Origin of the sequence: Enterobacter sp. I4 (genome assembly GCF_022669095.1) — a bacterium.
Lineage (GTDB): Bacteria > Pseudomonadota > Gammaproteobacteria > Enterobacterales > Enterobacteriaceae > Enterobacter > Enterobacter pasteurii.
Genome location: NZ_JALBUO010000001.1, coordinates 1,417,754 through 1,433,347 on the forward strand (window position 1 = coordinate 1,417,754; position 15,594 = coordinate 1,433,347).

Annotated in this window: 12 protein-coding genes and 1 pseudogene; 7 read left to right on the forward strand and 6 right to left on the reverse strand. The window is 56.5% G+C overall.

The window, feature by feature from the left end; translation table 11 throughout:
* Positions 1 to 17: 17 nt before the first annotated feature.
* Entirely contained in the window at positions 18 to 758 is a 741-nt protein-coding gene (gene mlrA / locus MOQ06_RS06815) for an HTH-type transcriptional regulator MlrA (protein ID WP_242173216.1), read from the reverse strand.
* Positions 759 to 975: 217 nt separating this feature from the next.
* Here mlrA and MOQ06_RS06820 point away from each other — a divergent pair, with 217 nt between their 5' ends.
* Genes MOQ06_RS06820 through MOQ06_RS06830 form a run of 3 tightly spaced genes read left to right on the forward strand, consistent with a single transcriptional unit; the run spans position 976 to position 3,891 of the window.
* Positions 976 to 2,661 carry a sensor histidine kinase gene (locus MOQ06_RS06820; protein ID WP_148422761.1) on the forward strand — a complete coding sequence of 562 codons (1,686 nt, stop codon included), beginning with the start codon at positions 976 to 978 and terminating at the stop codon, positions 2,659 to 2,661.
* Positions 2,655 to 3,374: a two-component system response regulator BtsR gene (btsR, locus tag MOQ06_RS06825; RefSeq protein ID WP_242172148.1), complete on the forward strand. Its 720-nt coding sequence runs from the start codon at positions 2,655 to 2,657 to the stop codon at positions 3,372 to 3,374. Before MOQ06_RS06820 ends, btsR begins: the two co-directional genes overlap by 7 nt.
* 46 nt (positions 3,375 to 3,420) lie before the next feature.
* Positions 3,421 to 3,891, forward strand: coding sequence for a DUF1456 family protein (locus MOQ06_RS06830; RefSeq protein WP_148422763.1), 471 nt, complete (start codon positions 3,421 to 3,423; stop codon positions 3,889 to 3,891).
* 107 nt (positions 3,892 to 3,998) lie between these two features.
* Here MOQ06_RS06830 and metG read toward each other — a convergent pair whose 3' ends face one another.
* Positions 3,999 to 6,032, reverse strand: a complete 2,034-nt coding sequence (gene metG, locus MOQ06_RS06835) for a methionine--tRNA ligase (protein ID WP_242172150.1) — start codon at positions 6,030 to 6,032, stop codon at positions 3,999 to 4,001.
* A 137-nt stretch (positions 6,033 to 6,169) separates the two neighbouring features.
* Between metG and apbC the strand changes: the two genes are divergently transcribed.
* The gene (gene apbC / locus MOQ06_RS06840) at positions 6,170 to 7,279 is read left to right on the forward strand and encodes an iron-sulfur cluster carrier protein ApbC (protein ID WP_242172151.1); all 1,110 of its coding nucleotides are present in this window, start codon (positions 6,170 to 6,172) and stop codon (positions 7,277 to 7,279) included.
* A gap of 88 nt (positions 7,280 to 7,367) precedes the next feature.
* Here apbC and MOQ06_RS06845 read toward each other — a convergent pair whose 3' ends face one another.
* A complete protein-coding gene (locus tag MOQ06_RS06845; protein ID WP_148418278.1) occupies positions 7,368 to 7,847 on the reverse strand; it encodes a GNAT family N-acetyltransferase in 480 nt (159 codons plus the stop codon).
* Entirely contained in the window at positions 7,798 to 8,130 is a 333-nt protein-coding gene (locus MOQ06_RS06850; protein WP_148418277.1) for an RcnB family protein, read from the reverse strand. The genes MOQ06_RS06845 and MOQ06_RS06850 overlap by 50 nt, the downstream gene beginning before the upstream one ends.
* A 480-nt stretch (positions 8,131 to 8,610) precedes the next feature.
* On the opposite strand from MOQ06_RS06850, the gene MOQ06_RS06855 reads away from it, so the two are divergent.
* The 3 genes from MOQ06_RS06855 to etk are packed head-to-tail and all read left to right on the forward strand — an operon-like array spanning position 8,611 to position 12,397.
* Positions 8,611 to 9,750, forward strand: a complete 1,140-nt coding sequence (locus MOQ06_RS06855) for a polysaccharide export protein (protein WP_242172153.1) — start codon at positions 8,611 to 8,613, stop codon at positions 9,748 to 9,750.
* Positions 9,750 to 10,199 (forward strand): protein-tyrosine-phosphatase, encoded by a 450-nt coding sequence (locus MOQ06_RS06860; protein WP_013097923.1) that lies wholly within the window; start codon positions 9,750 to 9,752, stop codon positions 10,197 to 10,199. Before MOQ06_RS06855 ends, MOQ06_RS06860 begins: the two co-directional genes overlap by 1 nt.
* Entirely contained in the window at positions 10,199 to 12,397 is a 2,199-nt protein-coding gene (gene etk / locus MOQ06_RS06865; protein WP_242172155.1) for a tyrosine-protein kinase, read from the forward strand. The genes MOQ06_RS06860 and etk overlap by 1 nt, the downstream gene beginning before the upstream one ends.
* Here the strand turns inward: etk and MOQ06_RS06870 are convergent.
* A complete protein-coding gene (locus MOQ06_RS06870) occupies positions 12,394 to 13,737 on the reverse strand; it encodes an NCS2 family permease (RefSeq protein ID WP_242172157.1) in 1,344 nt (447 codons plus the stop codon). The two genes, etk and MOQ06_RS06870, sit on opposite strands and share 4 nt — an antisense overlap.
* Positions 13,718 to 15,536: pseudogene (locus tag MOQ06_RS06875) on the reverse strand (adenine deaminase C-terminal domain-containing protein). Before MOQ06_RS06875 ends, MOQ06_RS06870 begins: the two are co-directional and overlap by 20 nt.
* Positions 15,537 to 15,594: the final 58 nt, after the last annotated feature.

Here is a 15,594-nt window from a genome sequence, read left to right on the forward strand (position 1 = left end):
TGAACCATTAAATGCCGTTACGACGCATTTGGCCCCAGCGGGTAAACGGGATAGCCATGCGCGCGCCATTCGGTCAGGAGCTGCCGCTGGGAGGCCGAAGGGACTTCTCCGCACCAGACCAGCAGCGTCTGGCCGTCAAACAGCTCCGGTCTGAGTTGGGCCAGCGAGTGGGCAAGTACGTCAACGCGCCAGCCCTGCTGGATGGCTATCCACGCTTCGAGCCACAGCCGGGTGGTATCGTGCACGTTCCAGCCGACCACCAGCGCATCCTTGCTGTTTTTATTGCGCGCGGAGGCAAGACAGACGGAAATATAGTTAATCAGCACGCCGTCGAGCATGCTGAGCAGCGCCTGGAGGGTAGTTTGCTGACACTGGAGACGTCGCCGCAGGGGAATAAAAAGGTGGGTGATGAGGGTCTGCGCGGGGTAATCCCGCCCCTGTTCTTTGATCCAGCCGCGCAGACGCTGCAAATTGCCCGCCTGCAACAGCCTCAGCAGGGTTTCCTGCTGCTCGCGCCAGGCATGCTGGGTATCAGGATCGTCCTGGCTCAGCAGCGACTTCACCTTACCCACCTGCACGCCGTTGTCGATCCAGCTTTTGATCTCACGGATCCGGTCGATGTCCGCATCGTTGAACAGGCGATGCCCGCCGTCCGTTCTTTGCGGCTTAAGCAATCCGTACCGTCGCTGCCACGCCCGTAGCGTAACGGGATTGATATCACACAGGAGTGCCACTTCACCTATCGTGTAAAGCGCCATTTTCGCCCCCAGGCTTACGCGTCCCCAGCTTAACTGTAGACCCACATTGCGGAACCAGGAAGAATTGATTCTTTTTTGTACAAATTATGCGAGGCCCGGATCGGGTGCGGCAAAAGGTGTGATAGCGGACACGATTTATCGCTTTTATGGCACGTTTCAAAGAAAGTTTACCGCCATCAGTGTATGTTACGCGTTTTTAGACTGTGCGGTTGTGGGTATGTACGAGTTTAATCTGGTGCTGCTGTTGCTTCAGCAGATGTGCGTGTTTCTTGTTATCGCGTGGCTGATGAGCAAAACGCGCCTGTTTATTCCGCTGATGCAGGTCACCGTACGTTTACCGCACAAGCTGCTCTGCTACGTCACGTTCTCCATTTTCTGCATTATGGGCACCTATTTTGGCCTCCATATTGAAGATTCCATTGCCAATACGCGCGCCATCGGCGCGGTTATGGGCGGGCTGCTGGGCGGCCCGGTTGTGGGTGGTCTGGTAGGGTTAACCGGCGGCCTGCATCGCTATTCAATGGGCGGCATGACGGCGCTGAGCTGCATGATTTCGACTATCGTCGAGGGATTACTTGGCGGTCTGGTTCACAGCTACATGATCAAACGTGGCCGCCCGGACAAAGTCTTTAGCCCGCTGACCGCCGGTGCCATTACCTTTGTGGCCGAAATGGCGCAAATGGCGATCATTTTGCTTATCGCGCGTCCGTTTGAAGACGCCCTGCACCTGGTGAGCAATATCGCCGCGCCGATGATGGTGACCAACACCGTGGGGGCGGCGCTGTTTATGCGCATTCTGCTCGACAAACGCGCCATGTTCGAAAAATACACCTCGGCATTTTCCGCCACCGCCCTGAAGGTGGCGGCCTCTACCGAAGGGATCCTGCGTCAGGGATTCAACGAAGAAAACAGCATGAAGGTGGCGCAGGTGCTTTATAAAGAGCTGGATATCGGGGCCGTGGCGATTACCGATCGCGAGAAGCTGCTGGCGTTTACCGGTACCGGAGACGATCACCATCTGCCGGGCAAACCGATCTCCTCGGCCTACACCCTGCGCGCGATTGAAACGGGCGAAGTGGTCTATGCCGACGGTAACGAGGTGCCGTACCGCTGCTCCCTGCATCCGCAGTGCAAGCTCGGTTCGACGCTGGTTATTCCCCTGCGGGGCGAAAACCAGCGGGTGATGGGCACCATTAAGCTTTACGAAGCCAAAAACCGCCTGTTCAGCTCCATCAACCGCACCCTGGGAGAGGGCATAGCCCAGCTGCTTTCGGCGCAGATCCTTGCGGGGCAGTATGAGCGGCAAAAAGCGTTACTGACGCAATCCGAAATTAAGCTCCTGCACGCCCAGGTGAACCCGCATTTCCTGTTTAACGCGCTCAATACGCTGAAGGCGGTGATCCGCCGCGACAGCGATCAGGCCGCGCAGCTGGTGCAGTTTCTGTCGACATTTTTCCGCAAAAACCTGAAGCGGCCCTCGGAGATTGTCACCCTCGCGGACGAGGTTGAGCACGTAAACGCCTATCTGCAAATCGAAAAAGCGCGCTTCCAGTCACGTTTACAGGTGTCGTTATCCGTCCCGGACGAGCTGGCGTATCAGCATCTGCCCGCGTTTACCCTGCAACCGATCGTGGAAAACGCCATTAAGCACGGCACTTCGCAGCTGCTGGGCACCGGAGAGATAACGATTTCCGCTTCCCGTTTTAACCATCATCTGGTGCTGGATATTGAAGACAACGCCGGGCTGTACGAGGCCTCCGCGTCAGGCGGTTTAGGCATGAGCCTGGTGGATAAACGCCTGCGCGCGCACTTTGGTGACGACTGCGGTATCACCGTCGCCTGTGAGCCAGACCGCTATACCCGAATTACCTTACGATTGCCGCTGGAGGAGAACGCATGTTAAGAGTGCTGATTGTTGACGATGAGCCGTTAGCACGGGAAAACCTGCGGGTCCTGTTGCAGGAGCAGAGCGATATCGAGGTGGTGGGCGAGTGCGCGAACGCGATTGAGGGCATTGGCGCGGTGCACAAGCTGCGCCCGGACGTGCTGTTCCTCGATATTCAGATGCCGCGCATCAGCGGGCTGGAGATGGTCGGGATGCTCGATCCGGAGCATCGTCCCTATATCGTCTTTCTTACGGCGTTTGACGAATACGCCGTAAAGGCGTTTGAAGAGCACGCCTTTGACTATCTGCTGAAGCCCATCGAAGAGAAGCGGCTTGATAAGACTCTGTCCCGTTTGCGCCAGGAGCGGAGCGTGCAGGATGTATCGCTGCTGCCGGAACATCAGCAGCCGCTGAAGTTCATCCCGTGTACCGGGCACAGCCGAATTTATCTCCTGCAAATGGACGACGTTGCCTTTGTCAGTAGCCGACTGAGCGGCGTGTACGCCACCAGCGCCGAAGGTAACGAAGGCTTTACCGAGCTGACGCTGCGCACGCTGGAGAGCCGCACGCCGCTGATCCGCTGCCATCGCCAGTATCTGGTGAACATGGCGCACCTGAAGGAGATCCGCCTGGAGGATAACGGCCAGGCCGAACTGGTGCTGCGCGCCGGGCAAACGGTGCCCGTCAGCCGTCGCTACCTGAAAAGTTTGAAAGAGGCGATTGGCCTGTAAAACTGGTACACTGCGCGCCATTGCATCATCGACATTTGAAGGCTCTATGCTAAGTAACGATATTCTTCGTAGCCTGCGCTACACCCTGAAAGCGAACAACAATGATATGGTGCGCATTCTTGCGCTTTCCGACATGGAGTCCACGTCCGCCGGGTTTGACACCTGGATGACCAAAGAAGACGAAGAGGGTTTCGTTCGCTGCCCGGACATTATCCTGTCGGGCTTTCTGAACGGGCTGATTTACGACAGGCGCGGCAAAGACGAGTCTGCGCCCGAGCTGGCGCTGGAGCGTCGGGTGAACAACAACACGGTGCTGAAAAAGCTGCGCATCGCGTTCTCCCTGAAAACGGACGATATTGTGGCGATCATGACGGAGCAAAAATACCGCGTATCCGTGCCGGAAGTCACCGCCATGATGCGCGCGCCGGACCACAAAAACTACCGCGAGTGCGGCGACCAGTTTCTGCGTAACTTCCTGCGCGGGCTGACCCACCGGGTGCATCACCCGAAGGCATAAAGGCGGTAGGGTGCGGCCTGATGCCCTCACCCCGACCCTCTCCCACGGGGAGAGTGAGAAAATAAAATGCCATAAAAAAAAGCCGGAGATTATCTCCGGCTTTTTTGTTATTTCACCTGCTGACCCGGCTTCGCGCCTTCGTCAGGGCTTAACAGGAAAATATCTTTCCCGCCAGGGCCTGCGGCCATCACCATCCCCTCAGAGATGCCGAAGCGCATTTTGCGCGGCGCCAGGTTTGCCACCATCACGGTCTGGCGGCCAATCAGCACCTGCGGATCGGGATAGGCTGAGCGGATGCCGGAGAAGACGTTACGCTTCTCGCCGCCCAGATCCAGCGTCAGGCGCAGCAGCTTGTCAGACCCCTCCACGAACTCCGCGTTTTCAATCAGCGCCACGCGCAGATCGACCTTCGCGAAATCGTCAAAGGTGATGGTTTCCTGAATCGGATCGTCAGCCAGCGGGCCGGTCACCGGTGCGGCAGCCGCTTTCACCTCTTCTTTAGAGGCTTCCACCAGCGCTTCAACCTGCTTCATGTCGATGCGGTTATACAGTGCCTTGAAGGTGTTCACCTTGTGGCCAAGCAGCGGCTGCGCCATTGCATCCCAGGTGAGTTCGGTGTTCAGGAACGCTTCCGCGCGGGCTGCAAGCTGCGGCAGCACCGGCTTCAGGTACGTCATCAGCACGCGGAACAGGTTAATGCCCATGGAGCAGATAGCCTGCAGATCGGCATCGCGGCCTTCCTGTTTTGCCACTACCCACGGCGCCTGCTCGTCGACATAGCGGTTAGCCAGGTCGGCCAGGGCCATAATTTCACGCACCGCCTTACCGAACTCGCGCGCTTCCCAGGCTTCGCCAATGGTCCCGGCGGCGTCGGTGAAGGTTTTGTACAGCGCAGGGTCAGCCAGTTCAGCCGCCATCACGCCGTCAAAACGCTTGGCGATAAAGCCCGCGTTACGGGAGGCCAGGTTCACCACCTTGTTGACGATATCCGCGTTCACGCGCTGCACGAAATCTTCGAGGTTCAGGTCGATGTCGTCGATGCGGGATGAGAGCTTCGCCGTGTAGTAGTAGCGCAGGCTGTCCGCGTCGAAGTGGTTCAGCCAGGTGCTGGCCTTGATGAACGTCCCGCGAGATTTGGACATCTTCGCGCCGTTCACCGTCACGTAGCCGTGCACGAACAGGTTGGTTGGCTTGCGGAAGTTGCTGCCTTCCAGCATGGCCGGCCAGAACAGGCTGTGGAAGTAAACGATGTCTTTACCGATGAAGTGATACAGCTCGGCGGTGGAATCTTTCTTCCAGTATTCGTCGAAGCTGACGCTGTCGCCGCGCTTGTCGCACAGGTTCTTGAAGGAGCCCATGTAGCCAATTGGCGCATCCAGCCAGACGTAGAAATATTTGCCCGGCGCGTTCGGGATTTCGAAGCCGAAGTAGGGCGCATCGCGGGAGATATCCCACTGCTGCAGACCGGATTCGAACCACTCCTGCATTTTGTTCGCCACCTGCTCCTGCAGGGCGCCGCTGCGCGTCCATGCCTGCAGCATTTCGCTGAACGACGGCAGGTCGAAGAAGAAGTGCTCGGAATCACGCATCACAGGCGTCGCGCCAGAGACGACGGATTTCGGCTCGATAAGCTCGGTCGGGCTGTAGGTTGCGCCGCAGACTTCGCAGTTATCGCCGTACTGGTCCGGAGATTTACATTTCGGACAGGTGCCTTTCACGAAACGGTCCGGCAGGAACATGCCTTTTTCCGGATCGTACAGCTGAGAAATGGTGCGGTTTTTAATAAAACCGTTCTCTTTCAGACGGGTGTAGATCAGCTCCGACAGCTCGCGGTTTTCGTCGCTGTGCGTGGAGTGATAGTTGTCGTAGCTGATGTCAAAGCCAGCAAAATCGGTCTGATGCTCCTGACTCATTTCGGCAATCATCTGCTCCGGGGAGATACCCAGCTGCTGTGCTTTCAGCATGATCGGCGTACCGTGAGCATCGTCCGCGCAGATGAAGTTAACCTCGTGGCCGCGCATTCGCTGGTAACGGACCCAGACATCAGCCTGGATATGCTCCAGCATGTGGCCGAGGTGGATTGAGCCGTTGGCGTACGGCAGGGCGCACGTTACCAGAATTTTTTTCGCGACTTGAGTCATAGTGGGCATTACTTCTTTTAACTGTGAAAAGGGTTTTCGATATTACCAAAAGGGGCATTATTAAGTAAGCACAAACCGCGCCCTTTCAGGTAAACTTGTTTGTCTAAGGTCTTATTCACAAGAACAAAGGAGTCGGGATGAGTTCTCAGTCCCAGGCCAAATCACCGGAAGCCTTACGAGCAATGGTCGCCGGAACGCTGGCTAATTTTCAGCACCCAACCCTGAAGCACAATCTCACCACGCTAAAAGCGCTGCACCATGTCGCGTGGCTGGACGATACGCTGCACATTGAACTGCAAATGCCGTTCGTCTGGACCAGCGCCTTTGACGCGCTGAAAGAGCAGACCAGCTCCGAGCTGCTGCGTATTACCGGGGCAAAAGCGATTGACTGGAAGCTGAGCCACAGCATCGCCACGCTCAAGCGCGTGAAAAATCAGCCGGGCGTTAACGGCGTGAAGAACATCATCGCCGTCAGCTCCGGCAAGGGCGGGGTGGGTAAATCGTCTACCGCCGTTAACCTGGCCCTCGCGCTGGCGGCTGAAGGGGCGAAAGTCGGCATTCTGGATGCGGATATCTACGGCCCCTCCATTCCGAACATGCTCGGCGCGGAAAACCAGCGTCCGACTTCCCCGGACGGGACCCACATGGCGCCGATTATGGCGCACGGCCTGGCGACCAACTCAATTGGTTACCTGGTGACGGACGATAACGCAATGGTCTGGCGTGGCCCGATGGCCAGCAAAGCGCTGCTGCAAATGTTGCAGGAGACCATGTGGCCGGATCTGGATTATCTGGTGCTGGATATGCCGCCGGGTACCGGTGATATTCAGCTGACGCTGGCGCAGAACATTCCGGTAACCGGGGCCGTTGTGGTAACCACCCCGCAGGATATCGCGCTGATCGACGCCAAAAAAGGCATCGTGATGTTCGAGAAGGTGGAGGTGCCGGTGCTGGGCATCGTCGAGAATATGAGCATGCACATTTGCAGCAACTGCGGCCACCATGAGCCAATCTTTGGTACCGGTGGTGCGGAGAAGCTGGCGGTGCAGTATCACACTCAGCTGCTTGGGCAGATGCCGCTGCACATCACGCTGCGTGAAGATCTCGATAGCGGGAAACCGACGGTCGTCAGCCGTCCGGACAGCGAATTTGCGGAGATCTATCGTCAGCTGGCAGGGCGCGTTGCGGCGCAGCTCTACTGGCAGGGCGAGGTTATTCCAGGTGAAATCGCGTTTCGCGCGGTGTAGCGTCTCTGCGCGTTAGTGCCGGGGGGCGGCTTCGCCTTACCCGGCCTGTTGAGTTTTTACGTCAGTTAAGCGTAACCGCCACCTGACGCTAGCCCAGCCGATAGTGCATCAGGTAATACTCGCCTTCCGGTGAATCCCCTGATGCTTCAATGTGCCAGCCGTGGCGCTGGTAAAAGGCAACCGCCCGTTCATTCTTCACCAGGCACTTCAGGGCGCCGGTGCTGGTAAACGATTTCTGTACCTGTTCAAGCAACAGGCGTCCAACCCCCATGCCCTGATGCTGCGGATCGACAAACAGGTTGTGCAGAAAGTTATCGTTTTCATGGACGGAGGCAAAACCCACGCGGTGGCCGTCGTGAATCGCAACCCAGATCTGCTCGTCGCGCGTTGCTGCGTCGAAGTCCTCAAGCTGCCATTCCGCGCTGTCCAGCCACGGCCAGGCCTCGCGTCGCGCATGCAGGTAGAGCGTGCGCAGGAACGGCCTGTCGTCCTCCTGCCAGGGCCGGATCAGCATCGTATCAGCGGTGATAGAAGATATCTCCGTTATAGGCTTTGTAGATTTTGCCATCGGCATCACCGATCAGAACGTAATTCTCGCCCATGTAGGTCCAGTGCGTGCCGGCATCCGGCGCAGGCAGGTTGCGCAGCTGATACTGTTTGATGGTGTACTCGGGCGTCTGATACTGCGCAGGCGCCGTGTCGCCAATTTTGAACTTTGTAAAATCGGCAATGAACTCTTGTTCTTCGTAAGCTTTGATGCCCGAAGGGGACGTCGACGCTTGCGGCGCAGAGTTCGCGGCTCCCGCCAGTGACAGTAAAACGCCCAGAAGCAGCAATTTACGCTTAGCCATTTTTTCTCCAGTCATATCGTTACTGATACTTTTGCGTGCAGATCCGGAAACGGAGGGCAGGCAGTTCATTTTAAGTATCATCATCAGGATGAGTTTGAAAAAAATGTAACAAAAGTGAAGGGATTTGTGTAGTCAAAACGGCCATAAAGTATTTTGGCTATGAATTAATGCCAGCCTTAATAGATATAATAATTATTGTTTTATTAATTAATTCTGAAAAGACATTTTCAGAGCCAATTTACAAGGATACAGGCATGCATTCAACGAATAGAACATTTAAGATTGTCCGAAACTAAACCTCCGCGATCAAAATTCAGTAATTATCCGACTGACAAAGGCTTAATGTAGGGCTAGCGGCCAGCTTTTTAATTGATACTGGCTGCTTCGTTAATGCGTTGACTAACAGGAGCTTGTTCTTAAAGGAAGTTTTAGGTTTTTACCAGACTTATGATAATCACTACTATAAAACAATTTTAATAAATGAAAAATACAACGGCATTTTCGATACTGCTTTTCACTATTATCCCGCTCGCGGGCTGCGTATTTTCTCCCGGTCAGCATCTCGACCCTGGGGGAAAGCAGGTCATTGCCACAGAAGATGCAAACTATCAGCGTGAGAAACGGGTGGACGTTTATCCCCTCACGCCTTCGCTAATTGAAAAACTGCGGCCTCCGGTCTCAAAATCTCAGGCAAATCCTAATCTGGATAACGAAGTCAAAAACTGGGAATACCGTATCGGAACCGGCGATATTTTAACCGTTACCGTCTGGGATCACCCTGAGCTGACTACCCCGGCGGGCCAGTATCGTAGCGCAAGCGACACCGGTAACTGGGTCAACGCTGACGGCACGCTTTTCTATCCGTACGTTGGCAAACTGCATGTGGCAGGCAAAACGGTCTCTCAGGTACGTGAAGAGATCACCGCCCGGCTGGACAACGTCATTCAAAGCCCGCAGGTGGACGTCAGCATCGCCTCCTTCCGCTCGCAAAAAGCCTACGTCACGGGTGAAGTGATGAAGTCGGGCCAGCAGGCTATCACGAATATTCCGCTGACGGTCATGGATGCCGTCAACGCTGCCGGGGGCCTTTCTGCTGACGCGGACTGGCGTAACGTGGTGCTCACCCATAACGGCAAGGATACGCGCCTCTCTCTGTATGCGCTGATGCAGTGCGGCGATCTCACCCAAAATAAGTTGCTCTACCCGGGCGATATTCTGTTTGTTCCCCGTAACGACGCGCTGAAGGTGTTCGTCATGGGGGAGGTTATTAAACAAAGTACGCTGAAAATGGATCGCAGCGGCATGACCCTCGCCGAAGCGCTGGGTAACGCGGGCGGCCTGAACCAGAATATGGCGGATGCCACCGGCATTTTCGTCATACGTTCGGTGCCGAAAAAGGATCGCGCCGACAAACTCGCCACGGTCTATCAGCTGGATGCCAAAGATGCTTCAGCCATGGTGTTAGGCACCGAATTTCAGCTTGAGCCCTACGACATTGTCTATGTGACCACCGCGCCGCTGTCACGCTGGAATCGCGTGATTACGCAGCTTGTGCCAACCATCAGCGGCGTGCATGACATTACCGAGACGGTGCGTAACATCAGATCGTGGCCGCAATAATGTTTGATTCCATCTTAGTGGTCTGCACCGGCAATATTTGTCGCTCGCCGATTGGCGAGCGGCTGTTGCGTCAGTTGCTACCGGGAAAACGGATAACCTCGGCAGGTATCTATGGGCTGGAGGGCAGTCCGGCGGATGTCAGCGCTCAGGACGTGGCAAGGCGACATGGGATCTCACTTGAGGGACATCGCGCGCGCAAACTGACCCCGCAGATCATGCGGGAATCGGATCTGATTCTGGTGATGGAACCTGCTCATCTTCGCTTTATCTCTGACATGGCCCCGGAAATTCGCGGCAAATCGCTGCTTTTTGGGCAATGGTTGGGGCCGCAGGACATCCCCGATCCCTATTGTAAAAGTCGTGAAGCATTCGATTATGTTTTCGGTCTGCTGGGCAAAGCCAGTCAGGAATGGGCTCATCGTTTGAGTCAACAAGGAATGAAGCGTTAATGTCGTCTTACACAACAGACAGTTACGGTGCGGCAGCACCGGAGAATCATGAAATCGATCTCATTAGCCTGCTCGGCGAGGTGATCGATCACCGTGCAGTCATTTTATCGATAACTTTCCTGTTCACCCTGTTGGCGGGGCTGTATGCCTTTCTGGCCACGCCCGTTTATCGCGCAGATGCTTTAATCCAGGTAGAAGGAAAGCAGGATAACAGCCTGCTCAAAAATTTAAGGCAGTTTGGGAGTGAGATGTCTCCCGATGTCGAACCTGAAATTCTTCTGCTTAAATCGCGCATGATTCTGGGCGCAACCGTCGATGAATTAGGCCTAACACAGCACGTGACGCAGTGTACGTTCCCGGTAGTGGGTCGTCTGTGGGCACGGTTGCAGGGCCGTAAACCAGCGACGGTTGCCCTTGACTGGCTGCAACTTCCCCCTGTCGAAGGAAAACCTCGCACCCTTGTGCTCACTGTGCTGGAAAAAGGGGCATACCGGCTGGAGGGCGATAACTTTTATGCCGAGGGCAGGGAAGGGAAACCGCTGGAAAAAGCCGGCGTTTCGCTGCTAGTGGTGAAAATGAATGCGCCAACGGGCACGCAATTCACGGTGCAAAACAGCACCCGTCTGGAAGCTATTAATACGCTCAGCACCCAATTTAGCGTCGTTGAATCGGCAAAGCAGAGTGGGGTACTGATGCTCACGCTGACCGGAAACGATCCTGAGCGCATTGCGCATGTGCTTGACCGGATTGCCAACAACTATTTGCAGCAAAACATTGCGCGCCAGGAAGCACAGGATGCGCGCAGTCTTGCATTTTTGCAGCAGCAATTGCCTAAAATCAGAAGCGAACTGGATCTGGCTGAAGAGCGGCTTAATCAGTATCGCAAACAGCGTGACTCGGTGGATCTCTCCCTGGAAGCGAAATCGGTTCTTGAGCAGATTGTGAATATCGAAAACCAGCTCAACGAGCTGACGTTTCGTGAGGCGGAGATTTCTCAGCTGTTCAAGAAAGAGCACCCGAACTACCGCGCCTTGCGTGAAAAGCGTCAGACGCTTGAGCAGGAGAAGGTCCGCCTTAATCAGCGTGTCGCCGCCATGCCATCGACCCAGCAGGATATTTTGCGCCTCAGTCGGGATGTGGAGTCAGGCCGCACCATCTATTTGCAGCTACTCACCCGTCAGCAGGAGCTGAACATTTCGCGCTCCAGCGCCATTGGTAACGTGCGAATTATCGACAGCGCGGTGACGCAACCCGATCCCATCAAACCGCGAAAGCTGGTGATTATCGTCTTAGGCATCCTGTTGGGGCTGATATGCTCAATGGGGCTGGTTCTGGTCCGCATGGCACTCAGACGCGGCATCAATACCTCCGAGCAGCTGGAAGGTCTTGGCGTACAGGTGATGGCTACCTTGCCCCGTTCCCTGTGGCTGTGGAAAAAAACCAACCTGCGTAAAAAACGCGTATTTGGCTCACGCTGGAGACACAAGATTGTCGATGTTCCTTTCCTGCCGGTTGATCGGCCTGCGGATGTTTTTGTCGAGGCCGTGCGGGGGCTGCGCACCAGCCTGCATTTCACTTTGCAGGATGCCGCTAACCGGATCGTGATGATTTCTGGCCCAACGCAGGACTGCGGTAAAACCCTTGTCAGCACTTCGCTGGCCGTGATTGAAGCGCAGGCCGGGCTCAGGGTGTTATTCATTGATGCGGATATGCGCGAGGGATATGTACACAACATCTTTGACCTGAAAAATCATACCGGGCTTTCCGACGTGCTTGACGGAAAATGTCATTTCCAGGCGGTGATTCAGCGCTATGAGAAAGGCAACATTGATGTCCTGACCTGCGGGCCGGTTCCGTTACGCCCCTCTGAACTGCTGATGAGCGAACGCTTCAGGGCGTTAATGATCTGGGCAGATGAGCATTATGACCTTGTGATCCTCGATACCCCACCGGTGCTGGCCGTAACCGACGCCTCAGTGGCTGCCCCGGTGGCCGCCACCTCGCTGCTGGTGGCCCGCTATGGTAAAACCAGCCTGAAAGAGATGGAGAACAGCATTAAGCGTTTGCAGCAAACGGGGGCGCATATCAACGGCACCGTGCTGAACGATGTAGTGAAATCGGCAGCGCTGTATTACCGTGCAGGCTATGGCCATTACGAGTATGGCCATAGCCCGACACGGCAACCGCGCAAGGATTAGTGCTTCACCAGCGTGGCAAAGTAATACACCAGCGGAATGGCGAGGATCCACAGACCAACGGGGATTTCTCGCCATTTTCCTGCAATCGCTTTGATGACGATGTAAAACAGCAGCCCTCCCGCAATCCCTGTCCCGAAGCTGTTGGCAATCAGCGTAATCATCACCATCATCAGCACCGGCAGCCCGTCGGTGAAGTTTGCCAGATCCACCTTACGCAGGCCGCTGAACATATTCAGGCCTATCAGGATTAGGGCAGGCGCCGTGGCTTCTTTGGGGATCATGAGCGCAACGGGCGTAAACAGCAGCATCAGCAGGAACATGATCGCAGCGGCCAGCGCCGTCATGCCGGTTTTACCCCCCGCTTCTGCGGCCGCTGAGGATTCAATCAGCGCCGTGGCGGCAGGAATACCCACCCAGGGGCCAATCGCGGCGGCAATCGAGTCCACCATAAACGGGCGATTGATGTTTGCCATATTGCCCTCTTCATCCAGCAACCCGGCTTCACCTCCCACCGCCAGCGTGGTGCCCATGGTGGAGAAAAACTCCGATGCGAAAAAGACAAACAGGAACGGCAGGAAGGCAATATTCAGCGCGCCCAGCATGTCGATATGGCTCAGTACCGGCGTCAGTGAGTGAGGCATGTCAATAAAGCTGGCAGGAAGGCGGGTCACCCCCATCGGAATGCCTACGAGGGTAGCAAATAAAATGGCCCACAAAATGGCGCCCGGAATGCGACGCGCCTGCAGGGCAATGGCGAGGAACAGGCCGCTGAGCGCCACCAGCGCGCCTGGGGAGAGAAAATCACCCAGCATCAGCGCGTTCGTTTTTGCGTTAGCCTGCACCAGGCCGGCATTGCGAAAGCCCAGTACGGCGACAAAAAGACCGATAGAAGCCGTCAGTCCCAGTTTGATGGACTGCGGTACGGAGCGGGTCACAACCTCTCGCAGGCCAAAACGGGTGAGCAGGAAGAACAAAATACCCGACCAGCAGGCAATGCCCAGACCAATTTGCCAGCCGATGCCTTCACTGCCCGCCAGCGTTACCCCGACCAGCACCGAGCCACCAATGCCGGGCCCGACAATAAACGGCAGGTTGGCGTAAAACGCCATCAGTAGCGTACCGGCCACAAACACCAAAATGGTGCCGGTGGTCGCCGCGCCTTTGTCCATCCCGCCTACGGCGAGAAGCCCCGGGATGACCACCAGCAAATAGGCGGCTGCGAGAAAACCGGTGAGACCGGCCAGACACTCTGTGCGCACGGTACTGCCGCGCGTATACAGTGCAAAACGACGTTCAAGCCAGTTCCCTGGTGCTGGCGAATTAACGGTATTGTCGGCCATTATCCGGCTCTCCTTCTGTATTATTGTGTGGTGTCCGGGGTTTCCCGGTAAGAAATCAGCGGATCGACAATCTGGCGCGTGCTGCCATCGGTCAGTCCAAGATCGGTTAAATGCGGCCCGGCGTTGCAGGCAAGGCACGTCCCTTCAATGGCTTTAAATACTCTGTATGGCGGCTCCCAGTCGGCAATCTGGCTGCTGCGTTCGCGCAGCTCACGGAACTGGCGCGCCAGTTCCGCAGGGGCGAGCTCTGACAACATCCCCGCAATGGGCATCGCCACATGGGCGATCACGTCCCCGTTCTGTACCAGCGCCATCCCGCCACCGCTTTGGATCAGCGTGTTGGCGGCCAGTGCCATGTCAGCAGGATCGCGTCCCAGTACCACCAGGTTGTGTGAGTCATGGGAGTAGCTGGTGGCAATGGCCCCCCGCAGCTCTCCCCAGCCTTCCAGCAGGGCGATTTGCGGTACCGCCGCATGGCGTGCGTGGCGGTGCTGAACCCAAATCAGGCTAAAACCAGCCGGTATCTCAACGCGTCCGTCACGTACCCGGACGTCGGTGTCTCCCCAGCGGGTAAAACGTGCGCCGCTGATATGACGCAGGCGCGCCACACCGTGGTTTGCGTTGTCGATGCGCATGTAAAAATCACTGGTGGTCAGCGACGACAGGCGCACGGTATCCCGGGGCAGCGTCAGGGGCGTATCAACAATCGGCTCGATCATCGCTCCGTCACGGGCAATGCATTTTCCGGCGACGTACACCCGACGAGCCGTCAGTTTATCCAGTGAATCGAACACCACCAGATCCGCACGACGACCCGCGGCAATCAGCCCGAGATCGTTACGCTGCAGGCGCAGGGAGGCGTTCAGGGTAGCAAACCGCAGCGCGTCCGTCGCCGGAAGGCCATGTTCAATCAGCAGGTTGAGCAGGGCGATGATGCCGCCTTTTTCCATCAAGATGTCCGGTGGGACATCGTCAGTGCAGACCGTGATTTGTGACGACAGATGCGGCAGCGTTTTCAGCGCGCTGACGATATCAGGCAGCAGATAAGGATGCGAGCCGCGGATCTCCAGCGTCAGCCCGGCGCGTAATTTTTCCAGCGCATCGTCGGCGGAGGTGAGTTCATGATCGGAGGTGACGCCCGCCGCCAGATACGCCTGTAAATCCGCGCCGCTCAGACCACGCGCGTGACCTTCAATCAGCTTCCCACTTTCCAGCCCGGCCTGCACGATCTCCAGCATACGCTGACTGCCATTCAGCACTCCGTGCATGTCCATCACTTCCGCCACGCCGCGCACTTCGGGCCAGCCAAGCAGGGTATTCATCTCTTCGCCCGCAAAGTCTGCGCCGGACATCTCCAGCCCCGGTGTGGAAGGGACGCTCGATGGCGCCGCGACCATTACCTGCAGTGGCAGGTTGCGGCTCGCCTCAATGGCAAAGCGGACGCCCTCAATCCCCAGAACGTTTGCCAGCTCGTGCGGATCCCAGAACACAGCGGTGGTGCCCTGCGCCAGTACGATCTCTGCGTAGCGGGCGGGCAGCAGATGCGAGCTTTCAAGGTGAACATGCGTGTCCATTAGCCCCGGAGAGAGAAACTGGTTGTTCAGGTCATGCGTCTCATGCGCATCGTTGCGGTTACCGCGCGGATGGACGCTGGCGATAAGCGAGCCGACGATGCCCACATCCGCGTCGCGGATCTCACCGGTTGCCATATCAACAACTCGGGTATGCGTAAGCAACAGGTCAAACGGCGTTTCGCCTCGTGCAGCCTTCACGGCGCGGCGTCGGGTTTCGGCAGTCATGCAATTAACAGTTCCAGCATTGAAATATTGACGTTACTCTATGCACCCGGCAAACGTT

Bases quoted from the DNA above. Each gene is read 5' to 3' on its own strand.
- mlrA (WP_242173216.1), bottom strand. From the start codon at position 758: ATGGCGCTTTACACGATAGGTGAAGTGGCACTCCTGTGTGATATCAAT.
- MOQ06_RS06820 (WP_148422761.1), top strand. From the start codon at position 976: ATGTACGAGTTTAATCTGGTGCTGCTGTTGCTTCAGCAGATGTGCGTG.
- btsR (WP_242172148.1), top strand. From the start codon at position 2,655: ATGTTAAGAGTGCTGATTGTTGACGATGAGCCGTTAGCACGGGAAAAC.
- MOQ06_RS06830 (WP_148422763.1), top strand. From the start codon at position 3,421: ATGCTAAGTAACGATATTCTTCGTAGCCTGCGCTACACCCTGAAAGCG.
- metG (WP_242172150.1), bottom strand. From the start codon at position 6,032: ATGACTCAAGTCGCGAAAAAAATTCTGGTAACGTGCGCCCTGCCGTAC.
- apbC (WP_242172151.1), top strand. From the start codon at position 6,170: ATGAGTTCTCAGTCCCAGGCCAAATCACCGGAAGCCTTACGAGCAATG.
- MOQ06_RS06845 (WP_148418278.1), bottom strand. From the start codon at position 7,847: ATGGCAAAATCTACAAAGCCTATAACGGAGATATCTTCTATCACCGCT.
- MOQ06_RS06850 (WP_148418277.1), bottom strand. From the start codon at position 8,130: ATGGCTAAGCGTAAATTGCTGCTTCTGGGCGTTTTACTGTCACTGGCG.
- MOQ06_RS06855 (WP_242172153.1), top strand. From the start codon at position 8,611: ATGAAAAATACAACGGCATTTTCGATACTGCTTTTCACTATTATCCCG.
- MOQ06_RS06860 (WP_013097923.1), top strand. From the start codon at position 9,750: ATGTTTGATTCCATCTTAGTGGTCTGCACCGGCAATATTTGTCGCTCG.
- etk (WP_242172155.1), top strand. From the start codon at position 10,199: ATGTCGTCTTACACAACAGACAGTTACGGTGCGGCAGCACCGGAGAAT.
- MOQ06_RS06870 (WP_242172157.1), bottom strand. From the start codon at position 13,737: ATGGCCGACAATACCGTTAATTCGCCAGCACCAGGGAACTGGCTTGAA.